Raw genomic sequence first — 15,839 nt, 5'->3', positions numbered from 1 at the left:
AGTCATGTCGGATTTCCAGCAGAGCGGCAGTGTCGCAACACTGCACAATCTGGGCACCACCACACCTGAAGAGATGGAGCGGCAGCTCAACCTTTTTTCTACTCGGCGCAAGATCACGCTCATTCTGCCGTCGCTCTTTTCAGAGCTTGAAGCCCCAGCGCTTGGCAAAATCGTCGATGAGCTCTGCCAGGTGGATTACATCAACCACATCGTCATAGGCCTGGACCGGGCAGACGAACAACAATTTCGTTTCGCCCGGGATTACTTCTCCCGTCTGCCGCAAAAACACTCGATCCTGTGGAATGACGGATCAAGGTTAAAGGCCGTCCAGCAACGGCTGGTCGAGCTTGGCCTTGCGCCCGAAGAGCCGGGCAAGGGGCGGAATGTCTGGTATTGCATGGGCTATACGATCGCCTGCCAGGACAGCGACGTGGTGGCTCTGCATGATTGCGACATCACCACCTATTCGCGCGAAATGCTCATGCGGCTTGTCTATCCGCTGGCCAATCCGTCTTTTCCCTACCAGTTCTGCAAGGGATATTACCCCCGCATCGCCGATGGAAAACTGAATGGCCGGGTCAGCCGGCTCTTGATTGCGCCGCTTTTGCAGGCGTTGCAGCGCACCTTCGGCCACAGCGATTATGTCGACTATCTGCAGGCTTTCCGCTATCCGCTGGCGGGCGAATTTGCCATGCGTACGTCCATCCTCCCGGACATCCGCATTCCTTCCGACTGGGGGCTGGAGATCGGCGTTCTCTCCGAGGTCTGGCGCAATCTCGGTCGCCACTCCGTCTGCCAGGTGGACATCTGCGACCGCTACGATCACAAGCACCAGCCGCTGTCGGCAGAGGATGCCGCGCGCGGGCTTTCGCGCATGTCGATTGACATATCCAAGGCGATCTTCCGCAAGCTTGCCACCGACGGCATGGTCTTCAGCCAGGAGCATTTCCGCACGCTCAAGGCCACTTACTACCGGCTCGCTCTGGATCTCATCGAACGATACTACAACGACGCCATCATGAATGGTCTGCATGTGGACCGCCACAAGGAAGAGAAGGCTGTCGAGCTCTTCGCCGCGAACATCGTCGAGGCGGGACACACCTTTCTGGAGCACCCGATGGAAACGCCCTTCATCGCCAATTGGAGCCGTGTGCAGTCGGCTGACCCGGATGTTCTGAGGCTCCTGCGTGAAAGCGTCATTGCCGACAATTCCGGCAGCCAGTCATGACTTCGCCGGCCGGTGATTACAAAGCGTCATCAGATTTGTAGCTGAGCCGTATTGTGGCGGCATTCGAGGTGTAGCGCGCACTTGAACAAGCGTGCGCACTCTGATTCCCTGATGCGGACGCGCGGGCGGAGCGATTCGTTTTCGCCGCCTGCCCCCAGGAAGGACCAAGGCCCTATGACGGACGGAAAGAAGCCCGAAATCTCTGAAATGCGCCCCAAGATCACCATCGTCGGTGTCGGTGGCGGTGGCGGTAATGCCGTCAACAACATGATTGCGCAAAGCCTGCAGGGTGTGGACTTCATTGCAGCCAATACCGATGCGCAGGCACTCACCATGTCAAAGGCCGAGCGCCTTATTCAGCTTGGAGCGAACTCGACCGAGGGGCTCGGAGCCGGGTCACTGCCGGAGATCGGTCAGGCCGCCGCCGAAGAGACCATCGACGAGATCATGGATCATTTGTCCGGCACGCATATGTGCTTCGTGACGGCCGGCATGGGCGGCGGCACCGGCACCGGTGCTGCTCCCATCATTGCTGCTGCCGCACGCAATGCCGGCATTCTTACGGTTGCGGTTGTCACAAAGCCCTTCACGTTCGAGGGCAATCGCCGCATGGCCATTGCCGAGAGGGGTATCGAACTGCTGCGACAGGCCGCCGACACGGTCATCGTTATTCCCAACCAGAATCTTTTCCGCATCGCAGACGCCAAGACGACCTTTGCCGAAGCGTTCGAACTGGCCGACAAGGTGCTGTATTCGGGCGTTCGCTGCATCACCGACCTGATCGTCAAGGAAGGACTGATCAATCTGGACTTTGCCGATGTTCGTTCGGTGATGCGTGACATGGGCCGCGCCATGATGGGAACGGGCGAGGCAACAGGCGATGCACGCGCAATCAAGGCGGCGGAAGCGGCCATCGCCAACCCGCTTCTGGACGAAGCCAACATGAAGGGCGCGCGCGGCGTTCTGGTTTCCATTTCCGGTGGCCGCGACATGACCCTTTTCGAGGTGGACGAAGCTGCCACCCGCATCCGCGAGGAAGTCGGCGATGATGCCGAAATTATCGTCGGTGCCATCTTCGACGACAAGCTGGAAGGTGTCTTCCGCGTCTCCGTCGTTGCGGCCGGGCTGGCAAGCGAGACGGATGCGCAGGCGGGCGAGAACGGTCACGCCGAGGCGCTGCGCGCTTAAATGGTGCGCTGATTTTCCGGGCGGCTTCGCGCCGCTCGAATTTCGGAATTTGACCGGTTTTCCGTTATTCCAGAGCGAATTTCAGAATTTCAAACCGGAATTTCCCAAATTTATAAAGGCGCCCTGAAGCACGGGTTGCCGGCGGTCATCACCATGTTTCGTTAATCCGCGGCTGGTATCCGGAAGGTGTGGTGTTTGCCGCACGGATCAGGAAACGGGGGCACTGGATGGCGAGCAGAATGGCGTGGTTGAAGCCCGGATTGGCGGTAATCGGCCTTTTGGCGCTGGCTTCCGGGCCGCTTGAGGCAGCCACCTTCGCGCCTGAGCGCGGCCTCAATCTCGACCTTTGGGATACCTGGCCAAACGAGGCGGAATGGTCGCGGGATGGCGTGCTTCTGCCTTATCCCGAATGGCGTCGAAAACTGAATTCCAGCGATTTGGCGCAGCTCAAGGAGACCGGGTTCGATTTCCTGCGCATGCCCGTCGATCCCATTCCATTTCTCTCTCCGAAGGCCGCGCATCTGCGTGAACGGCTTCTGAGTTCGGTGCTGGAAGGTGTGAGATCCGTCAATGCGGCCGGGCTGAAGGTGATCGTCGATCTTCATCCGATTCCGCGCGGTGCCGACCGGTTTGCCGGGGTTGAAGAGCTGCTTCGCGATGATGCGCTGTTTGAACGTTATCTGGAGCTGGTGCGGGATGTGGGCCGCACGCTTGCCGGCGAGGATCCAGAGCAGGTCGCCTACGAACTGATGAACGAACCCGTGACGGGCTGCGAAGGTGTAGAGGGCGCAACCTGGGACGAGCAGCTTGGTCGGCTGTTTGCAGCAGCGCGTTCTTCCGCGCCGCGCACCACACTTGTCTTGTCAGGTGCGTGCTGGGGTTCGGCCGAAGGGCTTTCGGCACTCAACCCGAACAGCATTCCCGACGACAATATTCTTTGGGCCTTTCACTCCTACGATCCGTTCATCCTGACGACGCAGGGAGCGCTATGGGCAGGCGATTTCATTCGCTATGTCACGGGCATACCCTATCCTCCCCATGAGCACAGGTCCGAATTGGACGATGCGGTAGAGCAAGCGCGTCAACGCATCCGCAGCGAGGCGCCCTTCATGCGCCGTTCTGGCATGATCGACTATCTCGATGAGCAGATTGCTGGTGTCGATACACCCGAGGAACTGGATGCGCAGATGGATGCACCATTCAAGACGGTGGCGGACTGGGCAGCGCGCCATAATGTCGATCCAAAGAACATCCTTCTTGGTGAGTTCGGCATGATCCGTCAGGAGTACCAGAACCCTGCGGTGATGCCCGGTGCGTGGCGCGCTGCCTATACCCGCGACATGATCGAAAAGGCGGAGGAGCGCGGCTTTGCTTGGTCTATTTGGGGTTATGGTGGGGCTTTCGGCATTGTCGAGGAATTTGGCGGAAATCCTGCAGAGGACGATGTACTGCGCATGATCCGTGCGCTGGAGAAATGAGCTCAGGATCTGAGTGAGGCTTGCAATGTCGAAAATCGCTTTTGTCGGCACGGGCTTCGTCGCTGACTACTACATGACCACGCTGGAAAACCATCCGGGCCTCCAACTGGCGGGTGTATGGGACCGGGATTCAGCAAGGCTCGCCCGGTTTTGCGCTTTTCACAAAGTGCGCGCCTATACCGACATGCAGGCCCTTCTTGAGGACGGGGAGGTGGGCATCGTCGTCAATCTGACCAATCCGGAGAGCCATTACGCAGTCAACAAGGCGTGTCTTGAAGCCGGCAAGCACGTCTATTGCGAGAAGCCGCTCGCCATGCGCCTCGACGAAGCAGAAGCAGTGGCGCAGCTTGCAGCCGAACGCGGCCTTACCCTTTGCTGTGCGCCTGCAAACGCATTGAGCACGGCCCATGACGCGTTTGCCCGCCTTCTTTCGGAAGGCCGGATCGGCCGGCCACGCCTTGTCTATGCGGAGATGGAGGATGGTCCCGTTTTCCGCGCCGACTGGCGGAACTGGAGGAGCCGCTCGGGCGCCCCCTGGCCCGGAGCGGAAGAATTCAAGGTCGGCTGCACGCTGGAACATGCCGGCTACGCGTTGAGCTGGCTGGTAGAGCTCTTCGGCCCGGTCGCTCATCTCTCGGCGTCTTCCGCGCTTTGCTTTCCAGACAAGGGGGTGGGAGACGAAGAAGCGCTGGCACCGGATTTTTCAGTGGGTATCCTGACCTTCGAAAGTGGCGTCCGAGCGCGACTCACCTGCGGTCTGGCTGCACCGCGCGACCGTTCGTTCACCGTTCTAGGGGACAAAGGCAGCCTGTTCCTGCGTGATCTCTGGGATGACAACTCGCCCATTCACCTTTCGGCGCCCGGAGGGGAGAGATCGTTTCTCGAACGTGCTCTCAATTTCATCGAACACAGGATCGGCCGAACCCTTCCGGTTCGTGTTTCCCCGGGTAGGCGCGTCACAGGCCTCAAGGCAGGCAAGAAGCGGACGTTGCCATCATACCCTTCGCAGATAGACTTCATGGGCGGCATCGCTGAACAGGCTGCCGCGCTGGAAGAGGGACGAACCCCGTTTTTCTCCGGGAAAGTGGCATTGCACCTCACGGAGCTGGTCCTTGCGCTCAATGCCGGGGAGAATGACTACACGCCTAAGACCGGTTTCGAGTTCAGCCCGCGCTGGAGCGGATCCTGAGAGATCAGGGCTGCCGGTTTTCTTCCCTTAGAACGGTTTCGATGATCTCCAGCGTGCGGGCGCTGTCGAGCGGGTGCATTACGGGATGGGACGTCTTGCGCGCACGGATGGCACTGGATGCCGCTTCGATCTCGAATTGAAGACCATGACCACTATAGGGAAAACTGTGTTTGCGAATGCCGGGCAGAGGCAGCCTCGATACGAGTTTGCGGATCGCAAGAGCTGAGGCAGAACGTCCCGGGATCGTGGCGAGGCGCGCCGCAAACCCGGTTGAGCATTCCAAAACGTCCCGCGCAGCGATGAAAGGGGCAGGCAGGACCAGCACTCCCCTGCTTCCCTCGATGATGAAGCTGTTGTCGCCCTCATGATCGAACGCGCAGGAGAGAGTGGCGACGACGTCATTTTTGAAGCGCAGTGTGAAAGATGCCGCGCGATCCACACCGGTCGGAGCCGCCTGCCATTCCCCGCTGAGTTCGACAGGGTCTCCCATCAGAAGGCGGGAAAGCGACACACCGTAAACGCCCAGATCGAGCATTGCTCCACCGCCCCGCTCTTTCGAATAAAAGCGGCTTTCGGGATCATAGGGATGGTGAAAGGCAAGCATGCCTTGCAGGCTTGAAACCTTGCCGATGGCGCCTTCCTCGATCAGCGTCTTTGCTTTCGTGATGGCAGGCAGAAAGCGTGTCCACATGGCTTCCATCAGGAAAACGTCTCGCTCCGCAGCAAGCGCAGCCAGACGGGCGGCTTCTGCGCTTGTCGCAACAAGCGGTTTTTCCACCAGAACCCCTTTGCCGCTCTCGATCGCTGCGCTTGCTGCCGCGAAATGCGTGTCATTGGGTGTCGCCACATAGACGGCATCCACTGTCTGATCAGCAAGAAGGCCCGAATAGGAGGCGTGCGCCGATATTTGGCTCCCATGGCGAACAGCGAAAGCCTTCGCTTTGTCTGAATTTCGTGAAGAAACCGCTGCAAGCACGGCGCCGTCGGAAAGTTTGAGATCCTCGGCAAATTGGTCGGCCATGGTTCCCGTGCCGACAATGCCCCAGCGAACAGGCTCCACGGTTTTGTCTGGCATCGTTGTTGGCTCGCAGTTTACGGATGGAGCAGGGGATTTCAGGTTAGAAGCATCAGGTTAACGCCCCTATAAACCGTGTTCACAGCCGCGCCCGCGTGCTGTGCGGGGTCGCGAGCAGCAGGCTTGTTTCGCTGTTCATGATGCCCGGGACGAGGCGGATGCGGCGCAGCACAGCGTCGAGATCGGTGAGGGTGGAGGCACCGAGCTCCACCACGATGTCCCACCTGCCATTGGTGGTGTGAATGGCCGAGACCTCCGGAAATCCTTCCAACGCATGGATCACCCTGTCCGCGGATCGCCCTTCGATCTCCACCATGGTGATGCCGCGTACTGGCGCTGCCACCGTGTCGGCCCTCAGAATGACCGTGTAGCCGACAATGTGCCCCGCCTTTTCCAGCCGCTCCATGCGTGCACGGGTCGTGGCGCGTGAAACGCCCAGATCCATGGCCAGGTCCGAAATACTCCGGCGCGCATCATGACGCAGTAGGGTGATCAGACGTTCGTCCAGCTCGTCCATGATTTCTCAAAACGCAATTCGTATTGATCAATATGATAAGTGACGCTGTGATTTTTGGCAATTTGGTTTGTTCGTTCTGCCGGCGATTCGGGTTCCTATACCGGCGGTCTTCGACGGGGTGCAGGCAGCATGCATTGTAAGATTTTGGGCATTCCGGTGCAGGATGGGGCAGGGCGCATGGGCTGCGAGATGGGGCCGAGCGCATTGCGCACGGCGGGTCTCGTGGCTGCCCTTGGCGAGCTTGGCCATCAGGTCACCGATTTGGGAACCGTTGTTCCAGCGCGGCAGGACGTAAGGTTACACGGCAACCCAGCCCTGAGGGCTCTGCCGGAGATCGTCGCGTGGACAGCTGCGATCAGTGAGGCAGCCTATGAGGCGTGTGGCGATGGTATGCCGATCTTTCTCGGCGGAGATCACAGCATGGCGGCAGGGACGCTCTCCGGTGTAGCGCGCCGCGCGGCCGAGACCGACAGGCCACTCTTCGTTCTTTGGCTCGATGCACATCCAGACTTTCACACGCTTGAAACCAGCACCAGCGGCAATCTGCATGGCGTCCCACTCGCCTATGCGAGCGGCCAGCCGGGCTTCGAAGGGTATTTTCCTCCGCTTCAAGCCGCGATCGACCCGACACGTATTTGTGCAATGGGGTTGCGCAGCGTGGATCCCGCCGAGCGGGAGGCGCTGCATCACGCAGGCGTTACGGTTCACGACATGCGGGCGCTCGACGAACATGGCCTTGCGCCGCTGCTGCGCACATTTCTGGAGCGCGTGGCGACCGAAGGTGGATGCCTGCATGTCAGCCTCGATGTCGACTTTCTCGATCCGGCCATTGCCCCGGCTGTTGGCACTACCGTGCCTGGCGGCGCGACTTTTCGAGAGGCGCATCTGGCGATGGAAATGCTGCATGACAGTGGCCTCGTCACCAGCCTCGACCTCGTGGAACTCAATCCCTTTCTCGATGAGCGCGGTCGCACGGCCACCCTGCTCGTCGATCTCACAGCCAGTCTGCTTGGCCGGCGCATCATGGACCGGCCAACAAGGAGCCATTAAGAATGAAATACACTCCCGCAAGCGACAAGCTGAACCTCGTTCCTTTCGTCAGTGTGCATCACATGATGGAGTTGGTGCTGGAGATTGGTGTCGAGCGGTTCCTGGCGGAATTGACCGACTACATTGAAGAGGATTTCCGCCGCTGGGAGGATTTCGACAAGACACCGCGTGTGGCCTCCCACAGCCGTGAAGGTGTGATCGAGCTGATGCCGACAAGCGATGGCAGGCACTACGGCTTCAAATATGTGAACGGTCATCCCAAAAACACGCGCGAGGGCCGACAGACGGTGACCGCATTCGGAGTGTATGCCGATGTGGGCAATGGTTATCCCCTTCTGATTACCGAAATGACCATCCTCACAGCGTTACGCACTGCCGCCACCTCTGCGCTGGCAGCGAAATATCTGGCGCCGGAAGGGTCGCGTACCATGGCGCTTATCGGCAATGGCGCGCAGTCCGAGTTCCAGGCGATGGCCTTCAAAGCCGCCCTCGGTGTCGATCGCCTCAGGCTCTACGACATCGATGGTGATGCAACAGAAAAATGTCTGCGCAATCTGCAAGGGTTGGGTTTCGAAATGGTCGCGTGCAGCACGCCGGAAGAGGCGGTCGAAGGAGCGGACATCATCACCACGGCGACAGCTGACAAGCAATATGCCACAATCCTCACCGACAATATGGTCGGCTCCGGCGTGCACATCAATGCGGTGGGTGGTGACTGCCCCGGCAAGACAGAACTGCATCGCGATATTCTCACCCGATCCGACATTTTCGTCGAGTATCCTCCGCAGACCCGTATTGAGGGCGAAATCCAGCAGCTTGCGGAAGATCACCCGGTAGAAGAATTGTGGCAGGTGATTGCTGGAAAGGTGAAAGGGCGGCGCGATGCGCGACAAATCACGCTGTTCGATTCCGTGGGTTTCGCGACGGAGGACTTTTCGGCATTGCGTTATGTCTATGACCGGGTGCGCGAGACCAGTCACTTCATCGAGCTTGACCTTCTCGCGGATCCCGATGAGCCGCGCGACCTTTTCGGTATGCTTCTGCGTTTCCCCGGTTCGTCGCTTCTGGCTTCCAGGAAGGCCGGATGATCACGGTGTCGAGACCTCTTCCACAGTCTGCGGTGGCAGATGCAGATAGTGCGCCACTTTGCGTTTTGCGGCGATGTCGCGCCACACAAGGCCCACCTGCCGCTCGCTGAGGCCCGTGGCGCAGGCGACCTTCTTGGCCGGAATATCGTGGTCGAGCCCGTAAAGGCATAGGTCCATTTCGCGATAAGGCAGGGCGAAAAAGAACTCTTCTTGGGACTGGGCGAGCGAATAGGTGTCTGTTGTCGGCATGCGCCGGCGGATTTCCGCAGGCACGCCCAGATGTTTTGCGAGCTGGTAGACCTGTGACTTGTAGAGATGGGCGATGGGCTTCACATCAGCGGCGCCGTCGCCATTTTTCACAAAGAATCCCTGATCGTATTCCAGTCGGTTCGGGGTGCCGATCACCGCATAGTTCAGCCGATCAGCATGGTAATATTCGAGCTGCTTGCGGGTGCGTTGCTTCATGTTGGTGGCAGCGACGATACCCAGATACACCTCGGGTGGAAGACGGTGTTTCTCGACCGTCCCGTCGGGCCTGCGCACCACGAGATAGGAAATGTTGTAGGCCTTGGTGGTGAGGGCATTGGCGATGGCGATCTTCATAGACCAGCCCGGGCCGAATTCCGGCACCACCTGGCGGATGAAAGCGTCGCGCCGGTCATAACACCCCATGGCTTCCAGGGTTGGACCGATGTCTTCGATGACGCTTTCAAGCCCAAAAACGCTCGCAACCTCCTGACCAAGCCGCAGGCTTTCGGGATCCGAGTCATATTCCGGCATGAACAGGCAAAAGACGCGTTCCGGCCCCAATGCCCGGGCGGCAAGGGCTGCGCAGACGCTGGAATCGATGCCACCCGACACTCCGAGCACTAACCCGCGTTTGCGCAGGCTGGTACGGAGCTGGGTACGCAGTGCTCGGACGATGCGGTCCGTTTCGGCAACGACGTCGATTTTCAGATCGTTTGTGGAGAAGCAGATAGTCATACGATTCTCGTGGCCTCCATGGCGGCAAGGCGGCGGCTGATCTTTCCGTTCGGCGTCTTTGGTAATTCCGTCCGAAAAATGAATGATTTAGGCACCATCGGGTCCGGTAATCGTTGCTTGCAGAAGCGGGCGAGCACTTGCTCAGTCAGCTCCGGTGACGCGGGTACCACGAGAGCGTCGAGCCGGTTGCCGGCGATCGGGTCAGGCGTGGTGAAGGCGACGGCCTCGTGCACTCCGGGGCAGGCGGAAAGCACCGCGTCCACCTGCCTGGGTGAGACTTTTTCACCACGGACTTTCACCACTTCGTCGCGGCGGCCAATGAAGTAGAGGAACCCCTCCGTGTCGCGTTTGAACAGATCGCCGGTGTGAAGGAATTTGCCTCTGCCATCGGGACCAGAACGCAGGACGCGGGCCGTTTCCACTGGGTCATCCCAATAACCCTGCATGACATGGGGGCCGCGGATGATCAGTTCGCCGGGAATGTTCGGCGCGGCCTCATTTCCGTTTTCATCCACGACAAGGGCCTCTGTGCCCGGGAGAGCCTTGCCGACGGATGTGGGGCGTCGTTCTAGCTCCTCCGGGGCAAGGAACGTCGCTCTCGCGCATTCGGTGAGCCCGTACATGGAGTAAAGACGCGCAGCGGGGAAGAGAGCGCGTAGTGCCTCGATATGGGCGGGGGGCAGATGCGCCGCAGCATTGGTCATGTAACGCAGTGGCGGGAGACGTTCGTGGCTCAGGTTCTTGAGCGTGGCAAGCATAGCCGCCATGGTGGGCACCAGAGGAAAACCGGTGACACCCTCGTCACACGCCTTTTCAAGGATTGCATGAGGATAGGCGAAGTTTTTCTCCAGAACGAGCGTTGCGCCACTGCGTATTGCGACGAGGAGTTGATAGAGCCCGTAGGTGAAAGAAAGCGGTAGTGCCGAAAGCACCACATCATGATCGTCATTGCCCAGATAGCTGGCGATCATTGCTGATGCCGCGTCGACATTTCCGTGGCTCATCATCACGCCTTTGGGCATGCCGGATGAGCCGGAGGTATAGATCAGAAAGGCGAGATCGCGGTCATTTTTTTGACCGGCGGGTAATGGCGCCTTCGTCTCGAGGCAAGCCTCGAACGCAACGGCGTCGTGCGGAGCCAGAGTGCCTGACCGCGCTATGATGGAAAGGGGTTTGTGGCTCGCTGCCACAGTCGCCTCATCACAGAGCTTGATGTGCCTGGCGTCGTATACCAGGGCTTTGGGCAGGCAGTGCCTTAAAACGTGGGCGAGGCCCTCTGCCCTCACGCCGGGATTGACAGGAACGACAACTGCGCCTGCTTTCAACCCCGCAAAGATGGCGATGGCCATTTCAGCCACACTGTCCATGAAAAGGACGACCCGGTCGCCGGATTTTACTCCCTGGAGGCTTAAGGTGCCTGCCATGCGCTCGGACAGCTGATCAAGGTCCGCGAAGCTTAACCTCTCAGATCCGGCAATCAGGGCTGTTGACGAAGGGGCAATGGCTGCCCGTTTCCGCAGGAATGCCTCAACACGCATGGGATTGTCTCCTCACCCTAGGTGCCTGCGGCTGCTTTTGCCTTGTTCTTGCCGGCGACGAAGGCCGTTAAGCGGGCAATCGTGTCGAAGTTCTCTGGCACGATTTCCGGATCCGCCACTTCAACCGAAAAATGCTCTTCCAGAAAGGACACCATCTCCAGAATGCCGGTGGAATCGACAATGTCGCTCTCGATAAGCGACGCATCGTCGGCAGGTGCCTCGCTCTCGTCGCCAAAGAGAAAGTTCTCAACGATGAATGCGCGTATTTCGGCATTGATCTGCTGGGGCATGGTGCTTCCTTTCACGGTCAGACACGAACCGCCAGGGTCTCGTCCGTTCTGCGAAACTGCCTGGCGAATTGCTGGGACCAAATCTGCGTTGACAGGATGCCGACAAAAGCGGCGTTATCGCGAAAACCGGTGAAATTACTTAGCCGGCTTTTTTTATACAATCTCGCCGATTTTTCAACGTCAAAGACGCCGGTTTCTTCCAGTGACGTTTTTCCGAATGCGGCTTCCACGCAATCGTGTGTGTTTGCCGTGAAGGCATTGGCCTCCGGGGCACGGTAGGGTTGTTTCGGCCTCTCGGCGATCCGTTCGGGCAACGAGGCACGCATTGCCTCGCGCAAGAGGTGCTTCTCGCGAAGCCCCCTCAGCTTGGTGTTCGCGGGGACGCGGGCGGCCTGTTCCACCAGCCGATGGTCGAGAAAGGGAAATCGCGTTTCGATCCCATGCGCCATGGCCATGCGGTCGCCCTGGGAGGAAAGAATGTAGCCGGGCAACAGGAAGCGGGTCTCCAGATATTGCGCCTGATGCAGTGGATGCCATCCATGAAAGGCTTCCGGCAGCGAGGACACAAGATCATCGGCCGCGCTGTAGTCGCCCAGCTCCTTCTTTATGGCTTTTGAGAAGAACAGCTTGGCACCCGCAGTGCTCCGCAGGCGTGGCCGATGCGAATAGAGTGGATCGTCAAGGTGATCCGTGGTGATGCCGAAATAGGCTGCCAGATAGTCGGGCGTCTGGCGCTTCAGGTTGGCGAGATAAGGGTAGATGCGGCGAAACAGATGCGGGCGCAGCTGCGAGCGGGGCTGCCCTGCACAGAAACGGCGGATGCACGCTTCCTTGAAAATGTCATATCCAGCAAAGACCTCGTCGGCGCCTTCGCCGGAAAGAACTGCCTTGATGCCCTTTGATCGCACAAGCGAGGAGAGTTGGTAGAGGGGTGCGGGGCCGGTTCGCAAGATCGGCAACTCGGTGTGCCGGATGACTTGCGGAAACACGGTGGCGATTTCATCTGCGTCGCAGTCCACCGTGTGGTGAATGGTGCCAAGGGCATCCACCATCTCATTCTGGAAACCACTCTCATCGAACGCGGGGTCGGCGAAGGTCACGGCGAAGCTTGATAGACCGGCCGGCGCCATGCGTTTGGCGAGCGCGGCGATGATGGATGAATCGAGACCACCTGAAAGATATGTCCCAACTTGCACATCGGCGCGCAAACGGATGCGCGTGGCGTCTTCCAAAAGCGCGCGTGTTTCTTCTTTCATCCGGTCTTCGGAATGGTCGTGATGGATATCGGAGAAATCCAGATCCCAGTAGCGTTGAATCTGCGCTGTGCCATTATCCACGGTCATCCGGTGCGCGGGGGGAAGTTCGCAAATTCCCTGGAATGCGGTGCGTGGCGGAATGGGGGCCCAAAGTGTAAAAATCTGGTCGAGCGCGAGGGGGTCGAGCCGCGCATCGATACCGGGAACGGTCAAGAGTGCCTTGATTTCTGACGCGAAGTAGAAGCGTCCGCGATGCCATGTGTAAAACAGCGGACGTACACCCATGCGATCGCGCGCGAGAAAAAGCCGCTCATTGTGGGTGTCATGTATCGCAAAAGCGAAATCGCCGTTCAGCTTTTCCACGCAATCGGGTCCGAGATCGCGATATAGATGAAGAATAACCTCGGTGTCGCTTTCGGTGCGAAAGCGGTGCCCGCGACTTTCCAAATCCTGTCGCAGTTCGAGGTAATTGAAGACCTCGCCATTGTAGGTAATGCACAATCGTCCGTCGGCGGTCGCCATGGGCTGTTGCCCGTCGGCCAGCCCGATGATTGCGAGTCGACGATGAGCCAAACCCACATCGCCATCGACATGAATGCCCGCTTCATCGGGGCCGCGATGCGCAATCGCAGCCGACATGGCCGTGAGGAGCGTTCCGGCTTCCCGAGGATGAAGGCCCGCACCGTAGTATCCTGCGATTCCGCACATCTGTTCTGTTATCCCAGCGGGCCCAATCGCCCGGTATTCGTTTTTCCGGAACCGCTCTAGTCGAAACGGTCCCCAAGGAGCCGGGTCCAGGATTCTCCCGCAAAGCCGTTGAGAAAGGCTTGTCCGGCAGTAAACGGCTCCAGAAGCGCTTTGTCCTTTGCATGAACGATGCTGGAGGACGCATGAACAAACGCGAAGCGTTTGCCAAGCATGGCGTTTACGAGAGCAGGTTGGCCTCGCCCGCGCAGGGCGACCAGGCCGCGTGCAGTGGCATCGTCGAGCATCGTGTCGAGCACGGAGCCTTCGTGGCCCGGCAGTGAAAGGATCTGGATGACGCGCCCTATCCCGCCTCTGTTTCCATAATACACGAAGAAGCCAACGGTCTTGCCGCCACGGGCAATAACCTTGCGGCGCACCATTGCGCCGTAATTGGCTTTGCGTTGTGCTTCAACCACCATCCGTTCCAACTCGGTGTGGGACCACTCGGGATGAAGGGCGAAGGTGGAGGCAAACGACCGGATCAGCGTCATTGTCTCCGCGATATCGGTGTCTTCGCTCACGAGCGCCTTTTGCGCAAACTCGCCATCGGCCACATGTGTCCACTGCGGTGGAGAGCCTCTGCGACGCAACAGGGCGTCCAATGGGCGAGCAAATGGTTGTACAAGAGCGGCCGGAGCAAATGCGTGTGCCGCAATGGCGGCCATGAAGCCGGCCGGGCGCAAAATGCGCAGCCATTCCAGACTGTATTCGGTCAGGATGGTTCCGCGCAGCTTGCGCCACATGCTGGTCGACACATCATTGGCGGTTTCCGTGAGAGAAAGATCCTGTGGACCCGACTGGAAGGCCCGTAGAAGGCGTGCACCGGCGTAGGGATCGTCTTCGTGTCGGTCGACCATGAAGCTGCCGCCAATAGCGCTTCTGAGTGTCTCCCCCCGGAATGTGAACCGCATGGGCAGAACGCCCATGAAACCGTTGACCGTTCCGTCTTCGCGCAGATGAACCAGTGAGCGGATGTCGTCCTCCCGGCAGGGGGGATCGAGAAACAGCTCTCGAAGATAGTCGCGCATACCCTGCGGAGCGGGGGCGCGCCTCTTGCGCAATATCCGCTGAAGCATCTCAGCCACCGCAGGAATGTCGTCCTGTTCCAATGGGCGAATATCACTCATGGAAAAAACACGGCACTTCGCGCCCCGGTTGAACAATTTGCAGTTGGGACACAGTCTGTGACCTAAAGTTGTTTACGAAGTCTTTTGTGACAGAAAGTTTTTGTGCAATGCGATGCATTGAGCGTGTATCATCCCAGGCAAGGCAGCCAGAAGACTGCAAACGGGAACACGAACAGCATTACCGGGCTTAATGAATCTTCGACATATAGAAGTTTTTCACGCCATTCGTCTGGCCGGATCCATCAACGCGGCAGCAGAGCGCCTCAACGTTTCGCAGCCGGCATTGAGCCGCACTTTAAAACATGCCGAATCGCTCCTCGGCTTCAAATTGTTCGACCGGGTGAAGCAGCGCCTCGTACCGACCCGAGAGGCAGAATTGCTATTTTCCGAAGCCGTGGACGTGCATGGTGCACTGGAGCGGTTTCGCACCCTCGCGCGCAATCTGGGACGCAATCCCGACGATGTGTTGCGCGTCGGGTTTCTGCCCAGTCTGGGCGTTGGGCTTGCCCCCCGGGTCGTTTCGCATCTGCCCAAGCATTGGGAGGGTTTCAAGGTCGAGCTCTTCACACACCATTATGATGTCTTGGTCAGACGTCTGCGAGCGCTCGATCTCGATCTGGCCGTGGCCTTCAACATCATGGAGACGCCGGGCATCAATTCCATACCCGTGGGAACGATGAGCCTCACCTATCTGGAGACTGACGATTCTTCGGTTCCGGCAACGTCAACTCCCATTACTCTTGGGGAAATTGACATGCAGAATTTTGTGGGGCTCGAGAAGGAATCCCCTGTCGGCACCTTTCTCAAGTCTGCATTCGATGCGGAAGGTGTTCCCTACGAACCGCGCATATCCGTCCACACCTATTCCGTTGCAGCAGCTTGTGTGAGTGAAGGTGTGGGCTGTGCTATCGTGGATGAGTTTTCCGCACGCTTTACCAAAGGTGTGCGCCTGCGGGCGCTCGAGCCAGATCTGAAGTTCACCATCACCGCGCTGACCTCGGAAAATCGTGCCGTGTCCAATGCAGAAGAGATGTTCATCAAGATTCTGAAGCTGGCCTGTCAGGAACTTCATCGTGAGACCTGA

The 15,839-nt window shown here is 58.9% G+C and carries 14 protein-coding genes; 7 read left to right on the top strand and 7 right to left on the bottom strand.

What is annotated here, in order from left to right; genetic code table 11:
• Nucleotides 1-4 precede the first annotated feature (4 nt).
• The 4 genes from KW403_RS04530 (at nt 5) to KW403_RS04515 (ending at nt 5,083) form a co-directional block, all read left to right on the top strand.
• On the top strand, nt 5-1,228 hold the full coding sequence (locus KW403_RS04530) for a glycosyltransferase family protein (RefSeq protein WP_223021562.1): 1,224 nt from the start codon (nt 5-7) through the stop codon (nt 1,226-1,228).
• Between the two features lie 174 nt (nt 1,229-1,402).
• The gene (gene ftsZ / locus KW403_RS04525; RefSeq protein ID WP_223021561.1) at nt 1,403-2,416 is read left to right on the top strand and encodes a cell division protein FtsZ; all 1,014 of its coding nucleotides are present in this window, start codon (nt 1,403-1,405) and stop codon (nt 2,414-2,416) included.
• A 227-nt stretch (nt 2,417-2,643) separates the two neighbouring features.
• Nucleotides 2,644-3,894, top strand: coding sequence for a cellulase family glycosylhydrolase (locus tag KW403_RS04520; RefSeq protein WP_223021560.1), 1,251 nt, complete (start codon nt 2,644-2,646; stop codon nt 3,892-3,894).
• A 25-nt stretch (nt 3,895-3,919) separates the two neighbouring features.
• Nucleotides 3,920-5,083: a Gfo/Idh/MocA family protein gene (locus tag KW403_RS04515; RefSeq protein ID WP_223021559.1), complete on the top strand. Its 1,164-nt coding sequence runs from the start codon at nt 3,920-3,922 to the stop codon at nt 5,081-5,083.
• Nucleotides 5,084-5,087: 4 nt separating this feature from the next.
• Here KW403_RS04515 and KW403_RS04510 read toward each other — a convergent pair whose 3' ends face one another.
• Together KW403_RS04510 and KW403_RS04505 are read right to left on the bottom strand one after the other, a co-directional pair.
• Entirely contained in the window at nt 5,088-6,158 is a 1,071-nt protein-coding gene (locus KW403_RS04510; RefSeq protein WP_223021558.1) for a Gfo/Idh/MocA family protein, read from the bottom strand.
• A gap of 79 nt (nt 6,159-6,237) precedes the next feature.
• A complete protein-coding gene (locus KW403_RS04505; protein WP_223021557.1) occupies nt 6,238-6,675 on the bottom strand; it encodes an Lrp/AsnC family transcriptional regulator in 438 nt (145 codons plus the stop codon).
• Nucleotides 6,676-6,804: 129 nt separating this feature from the next.
• Between KW403_RS04505 and rocF the strand changes: the two genes are divergently transcribed.
• Both rocF and KW403_RS04495 read left to right on the top strand, forming a co-directional pair.
• On the top strand, nt 6,805-7,725 hold the full coding sequence (gene rocF / locus KW403_RS04500) for an arginase (protein WP_223021556.1): 921 nt from the start codon (nt 6,805-6,807) through the stop codon (nt 7,723-7,725).
• 2 nt (nt 7,726-7,727) lie between these two features.
• Nucleotides 7,728-8,813: an ornithine cyclodeaminase gene (locus KW403_RS04495; protein WP_223021555.1), complete on the top strand. Its 1,086-nt coding sequence runs from the start codon at nt 7,728-7,730 to the stop codon at nt 8,811-8,813.
• Here KW403_RS04495 and nadE read toward each other — a convergent pair whose 3' ends face one another.
• The 5 genes from nadE to KW403_RS04470 are packed head-to-tail and all read right to left on the bottom strand — an operon-like array spanning nt 8,814 to nt 14,755.
• Nucleotides 8,814-9,797 (bottom strand): NAD(+) synthase, encoded by a 984-nt coding sequence (gene nadE, locus KW403_RS04490; RefSeq protein WP_223021554.1) that lies wholly within the window; start codon nt 9,795-9,797, stop codon nt 8,814-8,816. It lies immediately after the preceding gene.
• The gene (locus tag KW403_RS04485; RefSeq protein WP_223021553.1) at nt 9,794-11,335 is read right to left on the bottom strand and encodes a class I adenylate-forming enzyme family protein; all 1,542 of its coding nucleotides are present in this window, start codon (nt 11,333-11,335) and stop codon (nt 9,794-9,796) included. Before KW403_RS04485 ends, nadE begins: the two co-directional genes overlap by 4 nt.
• A 17-nt stretch (nt 11,336-11,352) precedes the next feature.
• Nucleotides 11,353-11,625 (bottom strand): acyl carrier protein, encoded by a 273-nt coding sequence (locus KW403_RS04480; RefSeq protein ID WP_223021552.1) that lies wholly within the window; start codon nt 11,623-11,625, stop codon nt 11,353-11,355.
• 17 nt (nt 11,626-11,642) lie between these two features.
• Nucleotides 11,643-13,589 (bottom strand): asparagine synthase (glutamine-hydrolyzing), encoded by a 1,947-nt coding sequence (gene asnB / locus KW403_RS04475; RefSeq protein ID WP_223021551.1) that lies wholly within the window; start codon nt 13,587-13,589, stop codon nt 11,643-11,645.
• A 56-nt stretch (nt 13,590-13,645) separates the two neighbouring features.
• On the bottom strand, nt 13,646-14,755 hold the full coding sequence (locus tag KW403_RS04470; RefSeq protein WP_246637893.1) for a hypothetical protein: 1,110 nt from the start codon (nt 14,753-14,755) through the stop codon (nt 13,646-13,648).
• A 190-nt stretch (nt 14,756-14,945) separates the two neighbouring features.
• Between KW403_RS04470 and KW403_RS04465 the strand changes: the two genes are divergently transcribed.
• The gene (locus KW403_RS04465) at nt 14,946-15,839 is read left to right on the top strand and encodes a LysR family transcriptional regulator (RefSeq protein WP_223021550.1); all 894 of its coding nucleotides are present in this window, start codon (nt 14,946-14,948) and stop codon (nt 15,837-15,839) included.

Source organism: Nitratireductor kimnyeongensis (genome assembly GCF_019891395.1).
GTDB lineage: Bacteria > Pseudomonadota > Alphaproteobacteria > Rhizobiales > Rhizobiaceae > Nitratireductor > Nitratireductor kimnyeongensis.
This window is presented reverse-complemented; position numbering and strand designations above follow the sequence as displayed.

Coding starts and splice junctions, on each gene's coding strand:
- KW403_RS04530 (WP_223021562.1), top strand. CDS start 5: ATGTCGGATTTCCAGCAGAGCGGCAGTGTCGCAACACTGCACAATCTG.
- ftsZ (WP_223021561.1), top strand. CDS start 1,403: ATGACGGACGGAAAGAAGCCCGAAATCTCTGAAATGCGCCCCAAGATC.
- KW403_RS04520 (WP_223021560.1), top strand. CDS start 2,644: ATGGCGAGCAGAATGGCGTGGTTGAAGCCCGGATTGGCGGTAATCGGC.
- KW403_RS04515 (WP_223021559.1), top strand. CDS start 3,920: ATGTCGAAAATCGCTTTTGTCGGCACGGGCTTCGTCGCTGACTACTAC.
- KW403_RS04510 (WP_223021558.1), bottom strand. CDS start 6,158: ATGCCAGACAAAACCGTGGAGCCTGTTCGCTGGGGCATTGTCGGCACG.
- KW403_RS04505 (WP_223021557.1), bottom strand. CDS start 6,675: ATGGACGAGCTGGACGAACGTCTGATCACCCTACTGCGTCATGATGCG.
- rocF (WP_223021556.1), top strand. CDS start 6,805: ATGCATTGTAAGATTTTGGGCATTCCGGTGCAGGATGGGGCAGGGCGC.
- KW403_RS04495 (WP_223021555.1), top strand. CDS start 7,728: ATGAAATACACTCCCGCAAGCGACAAGCTGAACCTCGTTCCTTTCGTC.
- nadE (WP_223021554.1), bottom strand. CDS start 9,797: ATGACTATCTGCTTCTCCACAAACGATCTGAAAATCGACGTCGTTGCC.
- KW403_RS04485 (WP_223021553.1), bottom strand. CDS start 11,335: ATGCGTGTTGAGGCATTCCTGCGGAAACGGGCAGCCATTGCCCCTTCG.
- KW403_RS04480 (WP_223021552.1), bottom strand. CDS start 11,625: ATGCCCCAGCAGATCAATGCCGAAATACGCGCATTCATCGTTGAGAAC.
- asnB (WP_223021551.1), bottom strand. CDS start 13,589: ATGTGCGGAATCGCAGGATACTACGGTGCGGGCCTTCATCCTCGGGAA.
- KW403_RS04470 (WP_246637893.1), bottom strand. CDS start 14,755: ATGAGTGATATTCGCCCATTGGAACAGGACGACATTCCTGCGGTGGCT.
- KW403_RS04465 (WP_223021550.1), top strand. CDS start 14,946: ATGAATCTTCGACATATAGAAGTTTTTCACGCCATTCGTCTGGCCGGA.